23 protein-coding genes are annotated in these 18,579 nt (G+C 38.9%); 4 read left to right on the top strand and 19 right to left on the bottom strand.

All coding sequences use genetic code 11. The annotated features are described in order from the left end of the window. Positions 1–43: 43 nt before the first annotated feature. The 9 genes from LI954_RS03300 to LI954_RS03340 form a co-directional block, all read right to left on the bottom strand. Positions 44–265: a hypothetical protein gene (locus LI954_RS03300; protein ID WP_202064578.1), complete on the bottom strand. Its 222-nt coding sequence runs from the start codon at positions 263–265 to the stop codon at positions 44–46. An 83-nt stretch (positions 266–348) separates the two neighbouring features. Beyond that, complete coding sequence (locus LI954_RS03305) at positions 349–906, bottom strand: hypothetical protein (protein ID WP_202064580.1); 558 nt, start codon at positions 904–906, stop codon at positions 349–351. Between the two features lie 427 nt (positions 907–1,333). Further along, positions 1,334–2,656: a hypothetical protein gene (locus LI954_RS03310; RefSeq protein WP_202064582.1), complete on the bottom strand. Its 1,323-nt coding sequence runs from the start codon at positions 2,654–2,656 to the stop codon at positions 1,334–1,336. A gap of 16 nt (positions 2,657–2,672) precedes the next feature. Beyond that, the gene (locus LI954_RS03315) at positions 2,673–2,822 is read right to left on the bottom strand and encodes a hypothetical protein (RefSeq protein ID WP_202064584.1); all 150 of its coding nucleotides are present in this window, start codon (positions 2,820–2,822) and stop codon (positions 2,673–2,675) included. Between the two features lie 353 nt (positions 2,823–3,175). Continuing rightward, on the bottom strand, positions 3,176–3,418 hold the full coding sequence (locus LI954_RS03320; protein WP_229443616.1) for a hypothetical protein: 243 nt from the start codon (positions 3,416–3,418) through the stop codon (positions 3,176–3,178). A 239-nt stretch (positions 3,419–3,657) separates the two neighbouring features. Then, positions 3,658–3,963, bottom strand: a complete 306-nt coding sequence (locus tag LI954_RS03325; protein ID WP_202064587.1) for a hypothetical protein — start codon at positions 3,961–3,963, stop codon at positions 3,658–3,660. A gap of 1,126 nt (positions 3,964–5,089) precedes the next feature. Then, entirely contained in the window at positions 5,090–5,506 is a 417-nt protein-coding gene (locus LI954_RS03330) for a transcriptional regulator (protein WP_202064589.1), read from the bottom strand. 17 nt (positions 5,507–5,523) lie between these two features. Beyond that, complete coding sequence (locus tag LI954_RS03335; RefSeq protein WP_229443617.1) at positions 5,524–5,868, bottom strand: hypothetical protein; 345 nt, start codon at positions 5,866–5,868, stop codon at positions 5,524–5,526. Between the two features lie 166 nt (positions 5,869–6,034). Continuing rightward, positions 6,035–6,451 (bottom strand): hypothetical protein, encoded by a 417-nt coding sequence (locus tag LI954_RS03340; RefSeq protein ID WP_229443618.1) that lies wholly within the window; start codon positions 6,449–6,451, stop codon positions 6,035–6,037. 159 nt (positions 6,452–6,610) lie between these two features. Between LI954_RS03340 and LI954_RS03345 the strand changes: the two genes are divergently transcribed. The 3 genes from LI954_RS03345 (at position 6,611) to LI954_RS03355 (ending at position 9,003) form a co-directional block, all read left to right on the top strand. Next, on the top strand, positions 6,611–7,000 hold the full coding sequence (locus tag LI954_RS03345) for a helix-turn-helix domain-containing protein (RefSeq protein ID WP_202064593.1): 390 nt from the start codon (positions 6,611–6,613) through the stop codon (positions 6,998–7,000). A 941-nt stretch (positions 7,001–7,941) separates the two neighbouring features. Next, positions 7,942–8,316 carry a helix-turn-helix domain-containing protein gene (locus LI954_RS03350; RefSeq protein ID WP_229441708.1) on the top strand — a complete coding sequence of 125 codons (375 nt, stop codon included), beginning with the start codon at positions 7,942–7,944 and terminating at the stop codon, positions 8,314–8,316. A 9-nt stretch (positions 8,317–8,325) separates the two neighbouring features. Further along, on the top strand, positions 8,326–9,003 hold the full coding sequence (locus LI954_RS03355; protein WP_229443620.1) for an ImmA/IrrE family metallo-endopeptidase: 678 nt from the start codon (positions 8,326–8,328) through the stop codon (positions 9,001–9,003). Positions 9,004–9,114: 111 nt separating this feature from the next. Here LI954_RS03355 and upp read toward each other — a convergent pair whose 3' ends face one another. The 7 genes from upp to LI954_RS03390 all read right to left on the bottom strand — a co-directional run bounded on the left by upp (position 9,115) and on the right by LI954_RS03390 (position 14,385). After that, positions 9,115–9,744, bottom strand: coding sequence for a uracil phosphoribosyltransferase (gene upp, locus LI954_RS03360; RefSeq protein WP_202064600.1), 630 nt, complete (start codon positions 9,742–9,744; stop codon positions 9,115–9,117). Positions 9,745–9,964: 220 nt separating this feature from the next. After that, entirely contained in the window at positions 9,965–10,381 is a 417-nt protein-coding gene (locus LI954_RS03365) for a PTS sugar transporter subunit IIA (protein WP_229443622.1), read from the bottom strand. A 95-nt stretch (positions 10,382–10,476) separates the two neighbouring features. Beyond that, entirely contained in the window at positions 10,477–11,385 is a 909-nt protein-coding gene (murQ, locus tag LI954_RS03370; protein ID WP_202065034.1) for an N-acetylmuramic acid 6-phosphate etherase, read from the bottom strand. A gap of 7 nt (positions 11,386–11,392) precedes the next feature. After that, entirely contained in the window at positions 11,393–12,244 is an 852-nt protein-coding gene (locus LI954_RS03375; protein ID WP_202064601.1) for a MurR/RpiR family transcriptional regulator, read from the bottom strand. A gap of 19 nt (positions 12,245–12,263) precedes the next feature. Continuing rightward, on the bottom strand, positions 12,264–12,740 hold the full coding sequence (locus LI954_RS03380; RefSeq protein WP_229441713.1) for a PTS system mannose/fructose/N-acetylgalactosamine-transporter subunit IIB: 477 nt from the start codon (positions 12,738–12,740) through the stop codon (positions 12,264–12,266). Positions 12,741–12,773: 33 nt separating this feature from the next. Further along, positions 12,774–13,592 (bottom strand): PTS system mannose/fructose/sorbose family transporter subunit IID, encoded by an 819-nt coding sequence (locus LI954_RS03385; RefSeq protein WP_229443624.1) that lies wholly within the window; start codon positions 13,590–13,592, stop codon positions 12,774–12,776. Next, entirely contained in the window at positions 13,585–14,385 is an 801-nt protein-coding gene (locus tag LI954_RS03390) for a PTS mannose/fructose/sorbose/N-acetylgalactosamine transporter subunit IIC (RefSeq protein ID WP_229441715.1), read from the bottom strand. The genes LI954_RS03385 and LI954_RS03390 overlap by 8 nt, the downstream gene beginning before the upstream one ends. Positions 14,386–14,541: 156 nt before the next feature. Between LI954_RS03390 and LI954_RS03395 the strand changes: the two genes are divergently transcribed. Continuing rightward, complete coding sequence (locus LI954_RS03395) at positions 14,542–15,330, top strand: sulfite exporter TauE/SafE family protein (RefSeq protein ID WP_229441716.1); 789 nt, start codon at positions 14,542–14,544, stop codon at positions 15,328–15,330. A 152-nt stretch (positions 15,331–15,482) separates the two neighbouring features. On the opposite strand, the gene LI954_RS03400 is transcribed toward LI954_RS03395, so the two are convergent. The 3 genes from LI954_RS03400 to LI954_RS03410 form a co-directional block, all read right to left on the bottom strand. Further along, complete coding sequence (locus LI954_RS03400; protein ID WP_229441717.1) at positions 15,483–15,743, bottom strand: zinc-ribbon domain-containing protein; 261 nt, start codon at positions 15,741–15,743, stop codon at positions 15,483–15,485. Between the two features lie 497 nt (positions 15,744–16,240). After that, positions 16,241–17,479: a serine hydroxymethyltransferase gene (gene glyA, locus LI954_RS03405; protein ID WP_229441721.1), complete on the bottom strand. Its 1,239-nt coding sequence runs from the start codon at positions 17,477–17,479 to the stop codon at positions 16,241–16,243. 72 nt (positions 17,480–17,551) lie between these two features. Continuing rightward, positions 17,552–18,574: an L-threonylcarbamoyladenylate synthase gene (locus LI954_RS03410; protein WP_202064610.1), complete on the bottom strand. Its 1,023-nt coding sequence runs from the start codon at positions 18,572–18,574 to the stop codon at positions 17,552–17,554. Between the last annotated feature and the right edge of the window lie 5 nt (positions 18,575–18,579).

Here is an 18,579-nt window from a genome sequence, read left to right on the forward strand (position 1 = left end):
AACCGCATCCCCATGCGGTTTTATTTTTATCTTCACTTTTAAACTACTCCTTCAAATCCTCATTCGTATAGAACAGCACCGCATATTCTTTCGGCTTTTTCACTTTGTTCTTCGTGCTGTTGCTCAGTGATTTCCACTCGAGAAAGTTTTTATAGCTTTCCTCATTGGCATACTGACCATAGGCAACCAGTAATTCTGCAACGCCCCAATAATCCAAGATAGCATTCGGGCGCTGCTTTAATACTTTGGCTACATAATGAGCCATGTAGTTATAAAGATTCAGACTGGCGAAAAACGTTTCGCTTTCCTGTGCTACCGATGTGTCATTTTCACAGGCTTTTCGATAGATTAACCGAAAAAAACATCAGCTTCATTAAAGACTTCCGGATGACTGTCCATGATCTTATTCAAGTTTTCGATGACAGAAAATGGCAGCATATACTCGCCTAACTGATCATCGATCCCCAGGAATGTGGCAACCAGGTTATAGATTGCCAGGTGAACATCATCGCCTGCATTCACAAAGATAGAAAGAAGCTCTTCCTTGTCAAAAGCTTCCACCTCTCCGTTTTCTCTCAGCTTGTTGAAAAACGGAATGATTTTCATAATCGCATCAACAATTTTCAAGTCTGAACGAGGAGTAATCGTTACACCCTCAAAGTCAACGTTAAATACGTAGAAAGAACCAACTTCTTTGGCCCCCTCCGGAGCTTCCTCAAAAAATGTTTTGGGTACTCTGAAGCGTACGCTGTAATTCGCCTGTTTGATTTCCGTCTTGTTGGCATCGCCAATCACTGAAACTTCCTGATCTTTGACAATTGCAAAAGGAGTGTCATCCTCATTTGTCTTTTTCAATTTATCGCTGATTGCTAAAAAGTCAGCGGCTTTCATGCCTTTTTCTTCCATTTCTGTTCCTCCTAATTTGTGATCAGCTGGTCCGGAACAGTAAGAGCTCCGGACCCGACAGTCACTTTATTTCTGAATGAATCATTTTTGAAGCTGTTTTAATAAAATCAGCTCCTATTGAATAATACCGTTGAATAGTGTACATTTTAGATTTCGTTACACCTATTAACGCAGCTTTTCTTCAGCTAGATTGAAGAGGTTGTGACAGCCTTGCTTGTCTCAAGTTGACAGTCCTATTGTGGAAAAATCATGTATCTACGAGTCTCACTACAACTACACTACACTTCACTTCGTTTCGATCTCATCACTTTCTAAATGGCAGAGCCATTTAGAATTGAAGGCCCTTGTTTGATTCTCGATACAAACGCATCTACTTGAAAAACCGGCTAGAATATACTACCGTCACTTCTCCTCTTCTTTTTAAATCTTATTCTGCTACACGATACATTTCAAAGAAGTTGCCGTTTTTATCACGCTGCACAGAAATCGTGAAGCTGAATGTTGTTTCTTCTTTGTTGACAGTTCCAGGGAATGATGTGATCAGTACGTTATTGTACACGTAGTTTTGTTTCACACCATCTGTCTGTTCCTGAGTGAAGGACATGCGTACTCTGCGGGAATCCAGAGAATCTTCGTTGCCGACAAAATGCTCCACATCCACTTTCTTCGGATAGCTGACAACCAATTCTTTTCCAATCAGAGAAGAATGGAATAGAATTTTTCCTGCTTCCAAAACGATAAATTGTTTTTCGTTAATATCCACAACAACCGGTGTATTTACACGGCTCAGCAATGCGTCTGTAATGTTGCAGCTGTCTGCCATTGCCGCTGTAGTGAAGGCACATTCTTCCATATTCATATCAGGAAGCTGAATTGATCCGTAGCTTACGCCGTCGATCACTGTTTCAGCCACTGTTTTTTCTGTTGTCTGGATTAACCAGCCGGTTGTTTGGCTGCCTTTAGACATTAATGGATTTAATTTCCAGTAGTTCGCTGACACGCTCTTACCAGTCAAGGTGCGCTCGATCGCAATACTTGTCGCATCGTAGCCGCCGCCGAAACAGCTTGCTTCCACAGGATCAACTGTTAAATCACCCGTAAATTCGTCCAGACAGCCGATTTTAACGACATCGTTGACTTCAAAATCTTCGATACTGTTGTACACATAAATTGACGAGAAGCCAATAGTGCTCAGAACCGTTTCTTCTGGAGTTGCTTCAATATGAACGATAATACCGCTCTCAGTTGCAGACCAGCCTGTTCCTTTTTGTTCTTCAGGAAGCTTAGATAAATCAACAACGACTGGATAGAAGCCTTCAGCAGCCGCAATGATTGTTTTTTGGTAAACATCTGCATTTGTTTGCCCCTTGTCTGCTATATCGGAAACAGTCAGTGCCAGTTCATAGGTTCCGGCAGCAGGTACATGCACGTAATGAGTGATGACCCCCGCAACAAATTCTGTTGCATCTGCAGCAACCGCAAATGATGCACCGGAAACAGCACCTACTCCATTTGTAACAGTCAGCGTTCCAGAGTTTTTGCATCCTTCCGCCAGACAGTTGAACATATCTTCCGGAACATTGTACGTATTGAACGTTGCACTTGTCCCAGTATAGTCAATATAGTTTTTCGTATTTACTTTCACGCAGCTGTCAATATCTGCTAATACAGCAAAGTCAACCTCTACCAGTTTGTCTAATGTTTTCATGCCGATTTTCGAAATCAGCGTATCATTTGTACATCTTGTCATTTGTTATTTCCTCCTCTTATTGATTGTTTTGAACGACACGTGTTGCATCTCGTTCATATCTTCCACCATTTTTTTGATTCAATGTTTGAAGCTTGCCCTGAATAAATGCCTGAGCATTTACTGCACTTTTTTTAGCTGCTTCTTTTGTCTTTTTCTCTTTTGCCATTTTTTTTCCTCCTTTTATTTTGACTGCCTTGACAGCTCTGTGTTGTGAACGAACCAACCGTTTGAATAGTGTTCGAACAACATATATGATATGAACTTCTCCGTCATCACTGATTCAGTCTGATGATCTCACCTGTTTTTGCCCTGATCGCAGACGGAAGATGTCCATTATGATAAAAAGATGATTCCCTGTTCATTGATAAATGGCGCAGTTTTCCACTGCCTCTTTCTCATCTGAAGCAGAATAATCCTCTTTTTTTCCGATTTTAAGCTGCTGAGGAACTCAATCTTTTGACATCAACTAGTGTGAATGCCTGTTTTCATCACTCAGCAAATAATACTGTTAAAAAAATGTTATACTTCTTTGAACAGGACAACAGAGGTTCCATTCAGTGTGTACGTTTGTTCGAGTAAAAATTTCCCGACGACCTCATTCACTTCATACGTCTCTCCTGCATAAAATGTCTTTGTCTGTCCACCAGGCAAAACCATTCGTGTTTCTCGCTGAAAGGTATGCTTTGATACTTGTCTGCCGCCACAAGAAGAGCAGCCTCTTTTCCTTATCTGATTTTTTATACCCAGAAATTGGATGTTCATCTCATCTATCCCCACCTTTATCTATACTTTATTTATTGGAAAATGATTTTAGAGTATGCAATCATTAGGACGTGTCTGAAAACTCAAGCGGTAAATAGTTTGATGATTTTTATCGAACTCCTCGTCATAAATACTCACTTATGACCCACATAAGCTGTGTTTTCTTCCTTGATTTCAACAAAAATCACTGAAAAATTCGAATCCCGCTAACTTTTCAGGCACGCCCTAGTCAATCTGCTTTATTCTTCAACGATTTCCACAACCTTATAAGAAATCTGCTTCACTTTTCCTCCACAGGATTTACAGCTTGATTCTTTATAAGAAATGCCCAAAGCATCCAGTTCATTGACAAGCGTTTTCGAATACTTCCTTTTAATTTCTGCATTTTTCAATGACTGGATAAATAATGGATCCTCCTCCAGTTCATAGCTCTGAGCTGGAAACAGAGTAACATGCTCATACTTCACTGCACCATTATGGTTGCGGGCAACATTTAATGTGGTTCGTGTATGAACTGAATCAATCAGCTTATACTGTTTACTCATACGTTCTGTCCCTACCTTCGGAAAATTATTTGTACCTTGCAGTATGCTTTTGCTTTTTACAAAACCTCCTGCTGTTCTCTTACTGTTTTTAGTTTAAATGAAAACCAGTAGTCAAAATTCCGTACTTTTTCCGCAAATAATTCTATCTATTTTTTCTTAATCAGGTGATTTCTCCTATTTTATCTATTTTTAGCCTATTCAAAATCAAGCTAAACAGCCGGACAGAAGAACCTTCTTCGACAATAAGCAGAAATTATTAAGAATCACTAAGGGGTGTCTGAAAACTCAAGCGGCAAATAGTTTGATGATTTTTATCGAACTCCTCGTCATAAATACTCGCTTATGAACCACATAAACTGCGCTTTCTTCCTTGATTTCAACAAAAATCACTGAAAAATTTGAATACCACTAACTTTTCAGACACGCCCTAGTTTATTGAAAAATAGCTGATGCATGTTCCCTACCTGGTGTTTGAATCTGAATACTTCTGTCTCTGCAGTTAGCTATCTCCTATTTAAGATTGAAGTCTACACATTCATTGGAGCTGCGCATATAGCATGTCTTGTATGACCAAAAGACATGCGCCGAGCATTCGTAGAAGCATGTTTTTACATACCCCTCAGACATGCGACGATCATCCGAAAAAGCGTTGGAGCATGTTCTTACATACCCTAAGACATGCGACCAGCATTCGTAGAAGCAAGCTTTTAATACAGGAATGAATGAGTGCTAATGCATCAGATTGGCGGTTCGCATACCACCTCACTAGTTTATTTATCTTAGTGAGACTGGCAATCACACTAGCTGTTCCTGAAACAGTGGAATTGGCAATTAACTGTTAACCCGAGACAAACAAAGATTGTCCCACCCACTGCTGATAATACTAGTTTAGGCTAAAAACAGGGCTCAAAATTCCGCATTTTTTCCGCAACATTTTTCTTATTTTGTTATAACCTGCAAATTCATATTAATGAGTCTGCTCATGTAATCAGATCTTAAAGAGCTAAATACAGCTGCAATTAAAACACTATGATTTTTCTTCATACACTTTATAACGCAGATCGATGCTTTCCTGATACTATCAGTTTAGTGCAGAAACACCCGTCAAAATTCCGTGTTTTTTCCGTCAATAGATTTCCAATTCATCTGCAATCGTCTGGAAAAAAAGATTTCTCAGTTCGTAGGCCTTTGTTTTACTGACAAAGATTTTTTGCTGCTGGATGAGCCCAGCCAATGTATAGTGTGAATACTTCTTCATATACAGCTCCTGAATAATCACTCTAGTATTTTCATCTGCTTCTTCAAGCGCTTCTGCAATTACGCGTTTGTTTCGTTCAAGCGCATATAAACGTTTATCCTGTTCGATCGTAATCATCAAGTTATCTTGAACATGGTACCCCGCTCTTGTCCCCTTGATTCCTGCATTCAAGTCGCTTTCTCTATGAGGATAACGAAGTTCTTCTTCCCGTTGTTTTATGTACTCATCTGTTTTGTAGTAATCCCCCAAAATATCCTTAATATAATTAAATGTTGACTTTCTCACAGCCTTCTCCTCCTCACCTAAATAATTGTTTCTCCCAGCTCCTGAACCCGACGAACAATCGCTTCATCTTCCATCCAGCTGTCATCCACTATAAGCTGATAAATCCGTGCCATCTTTTTAGCTGTTTCCGGATTCTTAATAATTACTTCCTCCGGTTCAAAATTATTGCCGGTCATTAGATAAAACAGATTAATCCCCAACAGTTCCTGTATATGAAGAAGCTTGGTCAGTGTAGGATTCATTTTCCCGGCAGCAGCTAGTCCTGCATTGGCACCCATTAATTTTTTCCAGGAAATGCCTCTCGTTTGTCTGTATTCATCAATTGCTTTCCAAAAATCTTCTATCGTCTTAATTTGTTCCATTTCTCTTCCCTCATCTCAATAATTATTGGTTTTATATAATCGTTCATAGTTTATAAAAGTACGACTGGTCAAATTAATTTCAAAGAAACTCGGATTGCTGCTGAGTGTCCGATGTCCTCCTGTTCAAATGGTCATCCAGTCTTTCCGCTGTAGAAATTTACTACTTTCATTTTTCTGGATTATCCGCTGGTATATCCTGCTTTTCTATTCTTTCAATAAATTGCCGGATTCTGATTAATGGCTCATAAATGTGATACCAGTAATCTGCTGCAGCCTTTCCTTGTAGTAGTCCTTCTTCTCTTTCTATTGCTCTACTCGTTTTAGAAATAATTTGCTTATCAGCAATAGTCAAGTTTTCTTGATTTTTGATGTAAAAAAAATAATCTGCTATCTCACTGTTTTCAATTTTTAGTACGTCACAAATTGTGGCAATCTCAGATTGTCTGAAAAATGTACCCTCGTTTATCCGTCTGTACCAGCACTCTCCATTCATCTGAATACGCTGAAGAAATTCATCAGATGAGTCAAAACTCTGAGCGGCTTTCTTTTCCAGTCTTCCATAATCAAATTTTAACTGCTGCAAGTCATTCCCTCCATTTCACTCTAAATATAAATCAAGTTTTATTGACAAACAGAAGTTTAACATCAAAAAAAAATCTTGTCAAGAAAAACTGAATTATATTGAAAATCTCTTGCTTTAAAGTCCAGTTTTCTTTATAATCCACTATAGGAGGTAGTAAAAATGAAAAAAGTTTCATTTGCTCAACGCTTGCGGCAGGCACTCGAAATGCGAAATATGAAACAAATCACGCTTTCTAAAAAAAGCGGCGTATCTCGTGCTCTGATTAGTGCCTATTTAAAAGGTGATTATGAAGCAAAACAAGACAAAATCTTTTTGCTTGCAAAAGCATTGGATGTTAACGAAACCTGGCTGATGGGCTATGAAGATATCTCGGCAGAGCGGTCTGATGAAATAAAATCTGAGGACCTGTTGATGGAGGCTGCGAGTGATTTCCTACTTGGCAATTCCAATAAGCATAATGACTTGATGAAAAAAATAGCATTGCTTGATGATAAAGACTTAATCGTTGTTGAGAATCTGGTTGATTCTCTGCTAAAAATAAAAGATTGAGAAACTATTTTATTAGAGAGTTTGGGACGGAAATAAAGTTCCAAACTCTCTTCATATCTAAACCTGAATAAACGGCGGGACAAAAGCAAATCCTTCACCGAGTAGATAACAGGACTTCCTCTAATCTGCTAAAGCAATCCTAGTGAAGCCTGTCAACTCTAGTATGTTCATACGTAGAAGTTGAGGTGATCGAAGCGCAGCGGAGTGTATCAATTCTCAGCTATTCATTTTATAAATAGTGTTCCTTAACTATTTTTGGATATTCCTTTTTAATTCTCGGAGCTGATCGCTTTTGACCCGACCTCATTTTGTGTACTTAAGGCTTCATTTTTTAGTTACTTCAGCTGATCTGATAATTTCTATAAATACAACTTACTTTTCAGGGCAAAAAAATAGTTTGTTTTCTATTATCTCCTAATGTATTCTGAGTGATTCAATCTTTCTTTTCTGACTTAATTTTTACCAGCAGCAGCATCTTATACACCCTTTCCAGCAGAGCTGCATTGGAAATTTCCTGAATCAGAACACAAATCTCTTTCTTGTAATCCACCATGCAAACGTCCCTTTCTTTTCCCTTTTTTTGGGTCTGGTTAAAAGACAGGACGAATCCTACAAATGATACCTCCTCTCTTAAGAACAATACATTCAACTTCCCACTTGCGTAATTTACAATTACGTTTTATAATAGATTCAAGAGGAATAGAGTAATTATCAGTTACAAAAACTATTCTATCATGTAACTAATAATTACGCAACTGCTTTTAATTATTTCTTAAAAGTAAATGTTATTCACCAATAATTGAGGAAAACAGTACCTTAAAAAAGAGAAGAAGCTTTTAATCTGTTGCGTTTGCTTCCTGTTCTATCAGGCACTCCAGATGCAGAGATTACACGGAAGCCTGTGAAAGACTTCTTCAAAATTGAATAGAGGAGAAAAAATTATGGGTTCTTTAGCTTCGAGAATTAAAGAATTACGAACCGCCAATAAAATGTCTCAACAAGAACTTGCAGACATTCTCGGTATGAAAAGAGAAAACATTTCAAATTATGAACGAGGCACCATCACAAATGTCCCTAGTGAAGTTCTTGACAAGCTGGCGGACCACTTTCAGGTATCCATTGACTATTTATTGGGTCGAACAGACTCACTTGATGAGTCAGCTGTTGATGAAGAATACGCAGATTTACTGATGATGTTCAGAAAGGGTGAGAAGGTCGTCGGTGAGGCAAAGAAGGAACAGTACAAAAAACAAGTTAAGAGCTTAATGAGCTATATCGCCCAATCGATGAATGAAGATGAAAACGAAAACGATTAGGAGTTTTGTATGATGGACGAGGCTGTAAATATTCGCTATATTTTAACAAATTTATTGATTAACCAGTATATTTTAAAACATAATCTGGAGCCTGCCAGCTATACCTTTGATATGTTTGTATCTGATTATTTAAAAAGAGAACGAATTGCTGTCGACACTAATATTCCTGTGATTGAAGAGGAGTTTTTTCTTGGAGTAACTGTTAAGAAAAAGAATAAGATAAAAATATTTATCAATCCGCGTATCTCTAAAAACCGGTTTAATTTCAGTATTTGTCACGAGGTAAGCCATTGTCATTATGATGTATCGAAAACAGAAATCTCTCAAACTTTCTTTAACATGGACGAGAATCCAACTTATTATAATGAGAATGAATTATTCATTGAAGAGCTGGCTAATTTGGCAGCCGGTATCATCATGCTGCCAGACATCACCTTACTGAAAAAGCTGCATACAAAAAAATCTTTTCATACAATTGCAGAAGAAGCAAAAATGAGTCGTGCAGCCTTATGGAAAAGAATGGTAAACTTTGGTCAGATCAAATGTGACATGAATGAAGCTTTGGCACACGATTCTGCCACACGATTTCAAACAACGGGAAATAGGGATGTCTATCATAAATTTATGTCCACCTGGGGCTCTAATATCGAAAATCAGATTATCATGGATTTCGAAAATAGTTTATAGTCACTGAAAAAAACAGCCTGAACTGTTTTTTTCAGTACTTATATTAAAATAGGCCACACACGTTCAGCTCAATGCTGGCAGTGTGTGGTCTATTTTAGTATTCTATCTTATTTATTTTGTACCAAACAAACGGTCCCCGGCATCGCCCAGTCCAGGCACGATGTAGCCTTGATCATTTAATTTTTCATCCAGCGCTGCAGTATAGATATCAATGTCCGGATGTGCTTCCTGCAATGCTTTAACACCTTCCGGAGCTGCAACCAGACAGACAAACTTGATGTTGCTGCCGCCGCGTTCTTTCAGTGAGTCAATAGCCATAATAGCAGAACCGCCTGTTGCCAGCATCGGATCTACAACAAAGAGCTGACGTGCATCAATATCTTCAGGCATTTTCACAAAATATTCTACAGGTTCCAGAGTATCATGATCCCGGTACATCCCTACATGTCCAACTTTTGCTGCAGGAATCAATTCCAAGATACCGTCCACCATTCCAATTCCAGCTCTTAAAATAGGCACGATCGCCACTTTTTTACCAGACAGAGTCTTTTGAGTCGTTTTACACATTGGTGTTTCAATAACAACATCTTCCAATGGCATATCTCTGGAAACCTCATACGCCATTAACATGGCAATTTCGTTGACAACTTCGCGAAAGACTTTTGTTCCGCAGTCTTTATCCCGGATGATTGTTAATTTGTGTTGAATCAGAGGATGATCAATTACTTGAAATTTTCCCATTTTCTATCTCCTAACTATTCATTTTCTTTTACTATTGTAAAACAAAAAGAGGCGCCGGTCAAAACAAATTCTCCATTCTGCCCTATGCTTTGAAATGCGATTTACAACAGTTGAATAGCTTTTGAATCAGGTCGGTAAAATCTACAAAAAAATTTTTACAACTATTTTTTATTCCTTCTATTTATTCAAAATTTTACTCTTCCTTCAGACCTTCTTCAGTTTATTCTTCATACTCATCCTCATCAAGAGTAGGTAGTTCAATCATTGTTACAGCCTCTTTTCCAACAGACAAAAGAGATGAGACCAACATATCCAGCTCTTCTACAGGGGAAAGAACTGCCTCTAAAACCATCGCCAAGTTTAGTCCCGAGATAACCCGCATGTTTTCTTTCATTCCCATTGCCATCATGGCAACATTACATGGCGTTCCTCCTTTTAAATCAGCTATCACCAGAACAGGAGCATCTCCTGCTTCATTTAAAAGAGCTGTGAGCTTCTCCTGAGTTCCTGCCATTCCATCTTGCTCCTGCATGGATACAGCAGCTATATCAGCAAGCTCTCCAACAATCATTTTTGCTGACTGATAGGTCTCATAGGCCATCTTTCCATGGCTCATTAGTATTAGTTTAGGTTTCACTGTCCGTGCCTCTCTATTTACATATTTCCGGGATATAAAAATCTCAGATGATTGATTCGTTCGAATATTTTTAAATAATTATCTTTCCGCTCTGGTCAGGATTTTTTTTGCAGCTCATTAATTGCTTGAGCAATCCGGTCATTGTTTTCTTTCAGCGACTGTTCACTTTCAGACAAACTCCTACCGGTTTCGATCATAACGATTGCAGCTGCTACATGATTCTCAGCTTTTCTTAAATATTGTTCTGCCGTTTCAGCGTCACTACCTGTTGCTTCTCTAATAATTGAGATGGAACGCTGAATTAATTTCAAGTTGGTTGGTTGTACATTCACCATCAAATTTTGATAAACTTTACCGGCTTTAATCATTACGCCTGTAGACAGCATATTCAAGATCATTTTCTGTGCAGTACCAGCCTTCATCCTTGTTGACCCTGTAATTATTTCCGGTCCAACAACAGCCGCAATACCTATTTGAGCAAGCTGATTCATCACACCGTCTTTATTACAGGTAACTGAGACTGTCAATGCACCTAGTTGATTTCCATATTCAACAGCAGATATCGCATAAGGGGTTCTGCCGCTAGCTGCTATGGCTATGACTACATCCTGATCCGTTAACTGATGACTCTTCAAATCGTTAACTGCCAACTCTTTTGAGTCTTCTGCTCCTTCAACAGCTTCGTACATAGCTTCCTTTCCTCCGGCAAGAATACCAAAAGCCTGTTTAGGAGAAACACTGTAAGTAGGTGTCAGTTCAATTGCATCCAAGGTACCTAATCTTCCTGATGTGCCGGCACCGCAGTATATCAATCTGCCGCCTTTTTTAAACCGCTCGGCTATTAAATCAATTGCCTTCGCAATCTCCGGCAAAGCTTTTTCAACTGCTTCCGCTACTTTTTTATCTTCATTATTAATAATTTTGACCATCTCAGCAGTTGTCAAACGATCAATATGCTGACTATTTATATTTCTGGTTTCTGTTGTCAATTGATTTATTTCCATCATTCCATTACCCTTCCTTCAAGCTACTTACCAATGTATTGGTTCCAATCATTCGTTCTGCAAGATCTTCATCAATATGATCCTGGATAAATCCAAGGTATAAAATATCACCTACAGCCATAGAGGAAGAAATTGAGGAAATAGCTCCTACTCGAACTAGGTGTTCATTAGCCGGTACCAGCAGAAGAATGTCACTTAATTTCTGAATTCGTTCTCCATCATTTCTTGTAATAAAAATAATGGGTGTCTGATTCGTCTTTGCAATTTCACATGCCAATAATACTTCTTTACTTAAACCACTGTATGACACAGCAATCAACACATCTTTTTCAGTCGAATAATTTAAAAATTCCAGATTCATATGCGGATCAAAATTAAACATCGCCTTTTTCCCTGCACGATTAAATTTATGATAAAGATCATACGTAGTCAGTGAAGAAGCACCAATCCCAACCAGATAAATTTCACGAGCCTTCCTTATCTTTTTAACTGCCTTTTCCACTTCATTTTTATCAAGAGAATACATCAGCTCATCAAGAGTGGTGCTCACCAGCGCAGTAACTTTCTCACACAGTTGCTCTACTGAATCCTCTTTAGAAATAATCGGATCTACATTTTTCTTATTATTTTCTCCGCCCTGGGAAGCAGCAATAGACATCTTTAATTCATCTAATCCCTCGTATTCAATGGATCGTGCAAAGCGTGTAACCGAAGCTGGGGATGTCTGACTATGCATCGCAATTTCACTGGCTGTCATTTTTAATAACTCTGAAGGATTTTTCAAAATAAGATCTGCAATTCTTCTATTTACTTTCGAAAAATTCTTGTATTTTTGTTTAATTAGTGTGACTGCATCCATATTCAGACACCCTCTCCTTCTATTTAATAAAATTTAAGATTGACTCATCTGATTCTGAAGGAATCATTTGTGCCGTTATTTTTATTTTATCTTCAACTAAACGCTGAATAATTTTTACATCTTCATCTGTCAAAGCAACTGATTTTTTTATCGGTCTGCTGTTTGGTTTTTGAGAAATGTTACCTACATTAAACGATGTCAGTTGGACACCATGATCGATCAAATATGCCATGTCAGGTATATCTTTTGTTATCAGAAAAACTTTTTCTTCATTATAATTACCAGCTGTTATTTTCTCTACAGCCTTTCTTTTTGACAGAATAGACAACTTTACTCCTGCCGGCTTTGCCATTTTTAAAGCTCCAATTTGCATTTGATCTTTAACAGCAGAATCACTAACCACCATAATCCTTTGTGCACCCAGACTATTTGTCCAGACAGTTGCAACCTGACCGTGAATCAGTCGTTCATCTACTCGTGCATGAATAATCGGCATAATAAAACTTCCTTTCCCTTTGATCCTTTATTTTTAGATAAGTCCGCCAATCCAGTTAAACATTCCCTGAAGATTTCCTAATACCATTCCCAAGAGAATCAGCACAAAAATCAACCGAGTAGAATTCATTTTCTTTTTCCCCAACAGCCAATAGGACAACCCCACAATAGACAAGGGTACTAATGCAGGCAATATTTTATCCAGCATTTCCTGAACGGACAGAGTAACTTCGCCCATTTTATAGGTTATATCCAGTTTATAATTGATAACTGCAGGAATCAACCCGCCGACAACAGTTAATCCTAAAATAGCCGCTGCATCAGTAAACATTTTCATCTTATCTGCGAATTCTGTTGCCAGTCGTTTCCCCTGATTATACCCCAGATAGGTAAACTTATAACGAACCCCTATCACCGCTGTTCCTGCAATTAAAGGGATTAGAAGTCCAAAAGCCTGCCCGCCCTGTGCTAAATAAGCAGCGATAGAAAATACGATAGCCCGATAGATAGCAATAAAAATAGTATCCCCCACACCGGCAAACGGACCCATCAAGCCTGTTTTAAGTCCAGTAATTGCCATATCATCTTCAATACCGATTTCTTCTTCCAAAGCCATATTTGCCCCTATAATTAAATTGGACATAGCAGGTGTCGTGTTAAAAAAACCGAGATGTGTCTTCAACGCCTTTTTCATTTTTTCCTGATCATCTTTATAAAAGCGCTTCAGAGCCGGCATAATAACATAACAATAGCCCAACCCCTGCATTTTTTCATAGTTCCATCCCCATTGAAATCCAAACAGATTACGGACAAAGACTTTATTGATATCTTTTTTTGTTAATTTCTCAGTCATCAATTTCTACCTCCTCATCATCTTCATAGATCACGGAACCAGATGTTGCGATTGAACGATTATTTTGATTCATAACATAAAGTGCCGCTAAAGCCAAACCAACCAATGCTACTCCAAGAACAGAAAACAGTTCAGCGAAGTATGCCATTAGGACAAAACCGATAATGAAATACGGCCAATATTTTTTTATTGGAAGATAGCGCATCAGGATAGCGATACCCATTGCCGGTAAAATCGCTCCAGCTGCTTTTAACCCATTCATTACCCATACTGGGATTAATTCGTTGATCACATTAACAACTTGCTCTCCAAAAGCCAGACCAATAAATACTGGAATCACTCGAGAAATCGTCCATGGGAAAATACCCAGTATATTACAGCGCTCTACGCCCTTATAATTACCTTCTTCTGCGTATTTATCCGCTTTATGCTGGAAGAATGTATTTGTCATTCGCCCCAAAATATCAAGCTGTGTCAACAGAAGTCCAATAGGAACTGCAACGCCGATTCCATACTCCGCACCTTTTCCTGAAAGGATCGCATACGCTGTACCCATGATAGCCCCTGAAAGAAAATCCGGGACTGTAGCGCCTCCGTAAGTAGCAACTCCTAAAGTCATCAACTGCAACGTCGCACCGATTTCCAGACCAGTCTTTAAATCCCCCATCATCAATCCTGTAACAGCAGCAGCAAACAATGGGGTATATGGGCCGATTTGAATTGAGATTTGATCTAATACCCCTACAGCAGTGTATAAACATAAAATCAGAATAATACCAAATGATATTTCCATTCTCTTTTCCTCCTTGTATACGTTTTCTATTTGGTGATATAACTATACCATCTATGAAATAATATTTCAAGTTATAAGAAAAAAATACTTTTAATGAAATTTTGTTTCCAAAAATATATTTCATGTTATAATAGAAAAAAAGAAAGGAATACTATTATGAGAGTCCTTATCATCTACTTTATTACGATCTTTCTATCAAACACAGTTGGTGCTGCTTCTGGAATGGGCGGCGGTGTGATTATTAAACCGGTTCTGGATTTCATTGGACTTCATTCTTTAAGTGCCATAGCCTTTTATTCCAGCACAGCAGTATTCACCATGTCTGTTTCTTCAACTTATAAACAGCTGAAAAACGGAGTTCAAATTAATTTGAGAGATGCATTAAGTATTTCAGCCGGTTCACTGATTGGAGGAGTTCTGGGAGATTATGTATTGAGCTTTCTATTAAAATTTTTTCAAGCAGATAGGCAAGTACAAATTATTCAAAATATCTTTATGATTGTGACTTTGGTTTTGGTTCTGCTTTATAATCAGCGAGGGAAAATACAGTTTAAATTATCTGGAATATTCCCATTCTTTATTGTGGGAATCACCTTAGGCATGCTTTCCACATTTCTGGGAATCGGAGGCGGACCGATTAATGTAGCTGCACTTATTTTATTCTTTGGTATGGAAATCAAACTGGCAACTGTGTATTCCATTATTACTATCTTTTTCTCCCAAATTGCCAAACTGTCAGCAATCGGATTAACCACTGGCTTTCATGTTTATGATCTGACTATTCTCTGGGTAGTCATTCCGGCTGCGTTACTAGGCGGGTATGCCGGCGGTCTATTAAGTGAAAAATTAACAGACCAACAAGTTAAAAAGCTGTACAGCCTAATTATTTTGCTGGTGCTGGTTATCAATGGATACAATTTGTATATGGCAGCCGGTCTCAAATAAATGACAAGGACCTGTGATAAACACTCATCAGATAAGTACACTGAGTACTGTCTCAGAGCTGAAAAACTACAAAAAGAGAATCTCCGTCATCAAACAGATTTGTTGATGACGGAGATTCTCTCCAGTTTTCCTGCTGAGCAATTCCTGAAAATTTATTCAGAAGCTGTTTCTGCATCCGCAACTAGATAGCGTTCAAGCATATTCTTCGTCAGCTCTTTGCCATGATGACAAATCGGACAAAGCATATAATATGTTGAAGATGTCGTAAATAATGGAATCCAGAAAAGTGTAAATTTTCTGCCAACCTGTTTTGCCTGCATTACCACATCGTTATTACAATTTCCACAGGTACAACGAACAACTGTCTCACCTAAATCCTTTTCAAATCCTCTTGAACCCCATACAATGAACATAGCTTTTCCTCTTTTCGTTTTTCTCCTTTTTAGATTATCAAAATTTCTCCAGATAATCTTTCTCTATTATACCTGTTAGCAGTACAAAAAAGAAACTTAATTTTGCATACAGAAATGAATATTTCTGAACAATCTCCTGAATTTAAAACCATATAGAGCAGTGAACCTCTCCAAAAGTACTGAGTCCCGGAGAAGAATCAACTGTCGATTCAACGAAATCCGGTTTCTTGTCTATTGGTGAAATTGAAAAGAGTTTGGGACAGAATCAAAGTTCCAAACTCTCTTCATATCTAAACCCGAATAAACGGCGGTACAAAAGCAACTCCTTCGGAATTAAGCCGAACTATCTTGAAAATATGAAGACCTATTTTCGGATATTCCTTCTTAATTCTCGGAGCTGATCGCTTTTGTCCCGACCTCTATCAAAACCTATCTGAAAACTATTGAAGAAACGAGTTTTCAAGAATTTTGGCAGAGATCCAGGAAAAATCCACAGCTTATTTGTACAACGGATGTTTTTTTGTCAATTCTTTTACAGCTTCTTTAACTTCCGTCATCATTTCTTCGTTTTCACGATTTTTCAGTGCCTTAACAATCAGTTTTGCCACTTCAACTGAATCTTCTTCTCTGAAGCCGCGGGTTGTAATTGCCGGGGTTCCAACACGGATACCGCTTGTTTTAAATGGACTCAGCTGTTCAAATGGAATGGCATTTTTATTCACTGTAATATTCACGCTATCTAAGATTGTTTCAGCTTCTTTTCCATTGATACCAAAACCAGTTACATCTATCAGCAGAAGATGGTTGTCTGTTGCTCCACTTACCAAGCGTGCTTCCGGAGCCTGATTAAAGACCTTTGTCATTGCTTTGGCGTTTTCTATCACTTGTTCGCTGTAATCTTTAAAATCAAGATCCAATGCTTCTTTAAACGCTACTGCCTTGCCCGCAATAACATGTTCCAATGGACCACCCTGAATTCCAGGGAAAATATTGCTGTTAATTTTTTTAGCCAGCTCTTCGTCATTTGTCAAAATCAACCCTCCACGAGGACCGCGTAAGGTTTTATGTGTTGTTGATGTCGTAATATCTGCATAAGGAACTGGGTTTGGATGTAAACCAGCCGCAACCAGTCCGGCAATATGAGCCATATCAACCATTAATTTTGCGCCCACTTCATCAGCAATTTCACGGAATTTTTCAAAGTCCAGTGTTCGCGAATATGCACTTGCACCGGCTACAATCAGCTTAGGCTGATGCTCGCGTGCCAGAATACGAACGACATTGTAATCAATTACTTCCGTTACAGGGTCGACACCATAACTAACAAAATTGTATGTCTTACCGCTAAAATTCACTGGTGATCCATGTGTTAAGTGTCCACCCGCAGACAAATCCATTCCCATCACTGTATCACCAGGCTCAATTAATGAAAGATACGCTGCTGTATTTGCCTGCGAACCAGAATGAGGCTGAACATTGGCGAATCCTGCACCGAATAATTCCTTGGCACGTTCAATAGCCAGACTCTCAATCACATCAACAAATTCACACCCGCCATAGTAGCGTTTCCCAGGATAGCCCTCCGCATATTTGTTTGTCAGAATACTTCCCTGGGCAGCCATGACCCCTTCTGAGACTACATTTTCCGATGCAATCAATTCCAGATTGTTTTCTTGGCGCTCTTTTTCTTTTCCAATCGCTTCCCAAACTTCAGGATCAAATGTTTCATAACTCATTTAGACAACACCTCATTATAATTTCTTGTTTCGATTGTATCATACTTAAATCCAGTCTACTCAAAAAAGCGATCAGATTTTCAAAAAATTTTGCCCCGCAGCTTTTTTTAGCCGGTTCATATAGGCTTCACCTAAACCATTTTCTGGAAATGACGGTGCAAAAATGATATCCACCTGTGCATCATCCAGCTTACGCAACCCTGAAAACAGCTGCTTCGTTGCTTGTTCCACTGTATTCTCACCAAAAGAGAAGATTTTTGTTACCTGATTCCCTAGTCGCTCAGCCGTCTTCCGATCTGTAAATATTCCGGCTTTTTTATTCTGAGCGTTCGCCCACTCCACTGCTTTCAGCCAGTCTGTCTCTGTATTTTCAACAATCCAGACTGGGGTATCCGGAGAATAATGTTTGTATTTCATTCCCGGTGCCTTAGGTGCTTCTTTCTCCACCAGTAAATGTCTATCCACTCTTACCGTCCCAATCACTTGCTCCAGCTCCTCTTTTGTCACCGCTCCCGGACGTAAAATCATTGGACCATTAATTGAATCCGACAAATCAAGGACTGTTGACTCCACACCAATTTGAGTAGGACCGCCATCGACAACACCCTCGATTTTTCCTCGAAGATCATGAAACACATGATCCGCTGTTGTCGGACTGGGTTTTCCAGAGGTATTGGCACTTGGACCGACTAATGGAATTCCTGCTTCTTCAATCAGCTGCAGTGTCAATGGATGGTCCGGCATTCTAAATGCAACAGTGGTCAGCCCGCCAGTTACAACAGAAGAGAAGCTTCCTTCCTTCATTGGTAAAATCAGTGTCAGCGGTCCAGGCCAAAAATGATCAATCAATGTTTCTGCCATCCCCGGCAAATTTTCAACATATTGTTCCATCATTTTTTTTCCATTTACATGAACAATTAGAGGATTGTCGCTCGGACGCCCTTTTACCTGATAAACCTGTTTCACAGCGGATTCAGAGAGCGCACTGGCACCCAACCCGTACACCGTCTCTGTCGGAAAAGAAACAAGTGCGCCTTTTTTCAGGAAGTCCGCTGCCTTTTTTATATCCTCAATAGTAAATCGTTGCGTTTCCACTGCCT

The organism is Enterococcus sp. CWB-B31, from assembly GCF_020567645.1.
Classification (GTDB): Bacteria; Bacillota; Bacilli; order Lactobacillales; family Enterococcaceae; genus Enterococcus_L.